We start from the raw sequence: 3384 nt of genomic DNA on the forward strand, positions 1-3384 counted from the left end.
GTGCTAAGGTATCTATTTTTATCCGCCCATTGAGAAACCGTGTAGGGTGGGTCCGGTTGTCTTGCATCATTGGCATGGGAGAAAAATTCTTTAACAGCATTCTCATCCATTATTCATTCTTTGCTTGCCCCAAAAACGCTCTCATTCTGGAGGTTGAGGATCATGATAAGGAACTGGAATATGAACAGCTTCAAGCAAAGCCTTTCGTATGTAATAATCAATGGCACCTATCAGGCTTGCAGCATCACATCCAACCTGTGCAGCAATGCTTGCTCCAAAACGGTGCGGGAAATTCAACATGGCATCACGGTGTGCTCTTCCAAACTCGCGGGCTGCTCTCTTTACTTCTTCACGGTCAACGGTTGTTTCGCGTAAGCGTTCAAGGGCAATCTTTTCGCTTTCAAGGGCAACTTGCATTCGCTCCAGTTTAATTTTGTATTCATTTGCTGCATCTGATGAGACTTGTTTTATCTTAGTTCGTGGTTGACCATCCGGTGCTAAAAATGGAGCAGGGCGCTTTGTTGGATTCTCATTCCAGATAGCTGTTGCAAGCGCTTCATTAACAGAACCATCTTCAAAAAGAGCCTTATCAAATTTTCCAGTTTTAAAACGAGAAACCACCGCATTAGGAGAAACACGCATCTTTCTTGCAAAGGCACGAAGCGATAAACCTTTTCGAGATTTCTTAGTCATTTCCGCTCCTGTTTTTTATATTTTTCAACATTCATTCTTTTTTTTAAACTGGTATCATGTTATGATACATAAAAGAACGAATGAAGGTGACTTGGTGATTGAATCTTTTGCGGATAAGCGGTGTAAAGATCTTTTAGAAGGTAATCTACCTAAAGGTTTTCCTACAACTCTAGTACGTATAGCCCAAAGGAAATTGTTTATGTTGGATAAAGCAATTGATCTTAAAGATTTGCGTAGTCCTCCAGGAAATCGTTTAGAAGCATTGAAAGGAGAGCGTAAAGGTCAATATTCTATTCGTATTAATGACCAGTTTCGTATTTGTTTTGAATGGCGTTTTAATGGTGCTTATGAAGTCGAAATTGTAGATTATCATTGATTTGTAGGAGGTCGAGATGAAAAATTATATAGCTATTCATCCCGGAGAAATTTTACGAGAGGAATATTTAAAAGAATATGCTCTCTCTGCTTATGCCCTTGCCAAAGCATTAAATGTTCCACGCACGAGGATAGAGCGTATTGTTGCGGAAAATAGTCCAATAACTCCTGATACAGCACTAAGATTAGCCTATTTTTTTGATACGACAGCTGAGTTCTGGCTTAATATGCAAGCAGCTTATGATGTTCATATTTTGCAAGCAGAAAAAGCAGACGAATTTGCCAAAATTAATAAATTCTCCCAAATCAATAAATTTGAATGTACGGTTTAACCACCTCCCCACTCTAAAAAGTACTTTACAGTTGAAATCAAACTCCAATTGTATTACATTGAAATACAATTGAGAGAGGAGAAATCATTATGGCTACCAGTCGCATGGTTCAAGCGCGCGTACCGGAAGAGATTCAAAATGTTGCTAGTCAAGTTATTCAAGCTTCTGGTTTGTCAGTAAGTGATGTTGTAAGGGTTTTGATGACACGTATTGCACAAGATAAAGCTATTCCTTCTTTCTTATTTCAACCCAATGCAGAAACCATAGCCGCTTTTGCCGAATTTGATGAAGGCAATTTAAAAAAGTTTCATTCCGTAGACGAATTATTTGATGATCTCTATGCGGACGATTGAACGTACCACCATTTTCAAACGTGATTTCAAGCGCGAAATGAAAGGACGACATCGGCATCTTTTAGAGACTGATTTACGCAAAGTAATTGCAGCATTAGCAAATGACCAACCTTTAGAGTTTCGGTACCGTGATCATGCACTGACTGGAAATTGGAGTAATTATCGAGATTGTCATATTCGACCTGATCTCGTGTTAATTTATCGCTTGGTTGATCAAGACCGATTGGTTTTGGTGCGTCTTGGTTCTCATTCACAACTTGATCTTTAGCCACCTCCCCACCTTAAAGATGGGGAAGGGGAATATTTTACTTTAAGCAACTTTTTTAATGGGGTTGTCTAAATCTGGTTCGTAAGCGCGCAACAAAGAATCCATGCGATGTGGTAGTTCTGCAGAACCAAAATCTGTGAGAATTGCCAAAATTTTTGTAATATTAGGCACGTCATTTTGAAGTTTTAAAATGAGAACCTTTTCTATTGCATTCATAGTTTGAACCAAAGCACTACAGTCTTTGTCGCTCACATTTTTATCATTAGAAAATTGAGACAATGCTATCCATAAATCGCATAAGAAGTTAGTATCTATCTTCATTGTACACCCCCAAAGATTTGTTCTCTTAAACATGCCAAACCTCTAGAGGTGATTTTTGTTGAAGGGAGTATTTTTTCTGTACCATCTGGTCTTTGAATGGTAATCGCAGGACAATCCATAAAACCTTTCTTGATTTTATCCTGATAGGGTAACAACGGCGCCCCTGGAGCACGTCGATACACCCAATCATGTTTTCGCAAATAATCGCTTAAATCCTTTGGTCGCACCTCGAGCATCTTTGCTGCTTCAATAAGACCGAACAGCCCATCAGAACGCTTTAAGCCTTCTAAAGCCTCTGCTTTTGGAACTAATTCTGCAATCACATGATCTTTCTGCTCGATTTGGCTTTGTAGGTGATTCAAGACACCAAGTAAGGCTTCGGGTTTGGAATAGTCAACTTGTGGAACAGCGACTTGCTTTTCCAATTCTTGCCAACGGTCAATGATTTTCGCTCGTAAGGCGGTACTGTAACCAGAGACAAGAATTAAACATTCACGCTTGGGGAGGTTGTAACAAGGGAGGGTGCGACCTGTTGAATCTTTATAGACCCCTGCAAAATCACTGGGCTCAAATTTGAGCTCAGTGAATATTTGTTTAATATCGCGCATAACGTTTTTATGCTGCTTACCACACACTTCCGCAATTTCAATGCTAGACATAGTTTGTACAGCAGCGTCGTTAGCAACATTTGCCGTAATTTTTGTAAGATTGTTCATATGAACTCCTATTGGTTAGATGTTTCTTAATGACACTCTAAAAAGAGTGCCGGGTGCTAAGAAACACGGCCAATAGTCCGTCGTTATGCTTTCCCCGTAAAGGGTATTGTATAGCGTAACTACACCCGACAATGTCATTTATATGCCACGAGCATATAATGAGTCAAAGCCTTTAATGTGCGGAGAAAAGATTGTATCGGCAATCTATCCGCTATTGGTTTAAGGTGTTTCTTAGGCACCTAGCTCAACGATAGACACATTGTTGCCATATTGTCAAGAGGTGACTTCACATTTTTTAAAATAATTATAGATTGTATAGTGTGTAT

The 3384-nt window shown here is 39.4% G+C and carries 7 protein-coding genes; 4 read left to right on the plus strand and 3 right to left on the minus strand.

Translation table 11 applies throughout. The features are described 5' to 3' along the window. Positions 1 to 141: 141 nt before the first annotated feature. Positions 142 to 693: a hypothetical protein gene (locus BN200_RS08175; protein WP_019222082.1), complete on the minus strand. Its 552-nt coding sequence runs from the start codon at positions 691 to 693 to the stop codon at positions 142 to 144. Between the two features lie 61 nt (positions 694 to 754). Between BN200_RS08175 and BN200_RS08180 the strand changes: the two genes are divergently transcribed. The 4 genes from BN200_RS08180 (at position 755) to BN200_RS08195 (ending at position 2021) form a co-directional block, all read left to right on the plus strand. Continuing rightward, positions 755 to 1069, plus strand: coding sequence for a type II toxin-antitoxin system RelE/ParE family toxin (locus tag BN200_RS08180; protein ID WP_034989421.1), 315 nt, complete (start codon positions 755 to 757; stop codon positions 1067 to 1069). Between the two features lie 16 nt (positions 1070 to 1085). Next, a complete protein-coding gene (locus BN200_RS08185; RefSeq protein WP_019222084.1) occupies positions 1086 to 1400 on the plus strand; it encodes a HigA family addiction module antitoxin in 315 nt (104 codons plus the stop codon). A gap of 89 nt (positions 1401 to 1489) precedes the next feature. After that, positions 1490 to 1753 (plus strand): type II toxin-antitoxin system RelB/DinJ family antitoxin, encoded by a 264-nt coding sequence (locus tag BN200_RS08190; RefSeq protein ID WP_019222085.1) that lies wholly within the window; start codon positions 1490 to 1492, stop codon positions 1751 to 1753. Further along, a complete protein-coding gene (locus tag BN200_RS08195; RefSeq protein WP_019222086.1) occupies positions 1740 to 2021 on the plus strand; it encodes a type II toxin-antitoxin system YafQ family toxin in 282 nt (93 codons plus the stop codon). Before BN200_RS08190 ends, BN200_RS08195 begins: the two co-directional genes overlap by 14 nt. Positions 2022 to 2063: 42 nt before the next feature. On the opposite strand, the gene BN200_RS08200 is transcribed toward BN200_RS08195, so the two are convergent. Both BN200_RS08200 and BN200_RS08205 read right to left on the minus strand, forming a co-directional pair. Further along, positions 2064 to 2342, minus strand: a complete 279-nt coding sequence (locus BN200_RS08200) for a hypothetical protein (RefSeq protein ID WP_019222087.1) — start codon at positions 2340 to 2342, stop codon at positions 2064 to 2066. After that, a complete protein-coding gene (locus BN200_RS08205) occupies positions 2339 to 3058 on the minus strand; it encodes a phage regulatory protein/antirepressor Ant (protein WP_019222088.1) in 720 nt (239 codons plus the stop codon). The genes BN200_RS08200 and BN200_RS08205 overlap by 4 nt, the downstream gene beginning before the upstream one ends. Positions 3059 to 3384: the final 326 nt, after the last annotated feature.

The sequence above is a fragment of the Bartonella senegalensis OS02 genome (genome assembly GCF_000312545.1).
Classification (GTDB): Bacteria; Pseudomonadota; Alphaproteobacteria; order Rhizobiales; family Rhizobiaceae; genus Bartonella; species Bartonella senegalensis.